This window comes from Mesorhizobium sp. M8A.F.Ca.ET.202.01.1.1 (assembly GCF_004791595.1).
In the GTDB taxonomy this organism is placed as follows: domain Bacteria; phylum Pseudomonadota; class Alphaproteobacteria; order Rhizobiales; family Rhizobiaceae; genus Mesorhizobium.
The window spans coordinates 1-407 of sequence record NZ_SRUN01000087.1 but is presented as its reverse complement, the minus strand read 5'-3'; the positions used below and the strand labels follow the sequence as shown (position 1 = coordinate 407).

Here is a 407-nt window from a genome sequence, read left to right as displayed (position 1 = left end):
ATTTCGAGGGCCCGCTGAAGCCGCATTTCGAGACGACCAACAAGAATTTTGTCGGCTGGGCGATCGGCCATATGGAACGGCAGGCTACTTTCATCAGCTTCTCGCGGCGCATGCGGCCGGAAACGGCGGAGATGGTGCGGCGGGAGGCGGAGGACCTGGCGGAGCGCGCAAGGCTGCTTGCCCATCACGACCAGCACACCACGCCGGAAGACCAGCTCATCGGCTACAAATGGACCTTTGCCTTCGGCGCGACGCCGTTTCCGGCGATCATGCCGATCGGGCCGCATCCGCGCGATGCCGGGGCGGCCGACCGGCGCGCCGCTCCTGCAAAGGGACGTCGTCCTTTGCCGGCCTGACACGGCCAAATCATCCCGAGCAGGATTGCATCTGGTGGCTGAGCTTGTCGC

The 407-nt window shown here is 65.1% G+C and carries 1 pseudogene; it reads left to right on the top strand.

What is annotated here, in order from left to right:
• Window positions 1–356, top strand: a pseudogene (locus EN845_RS33960) (XRE family transcriptional regulator); the annotation flags it as partial.
• Window positions 357–407: the final 51 nt, after the last annotated feature.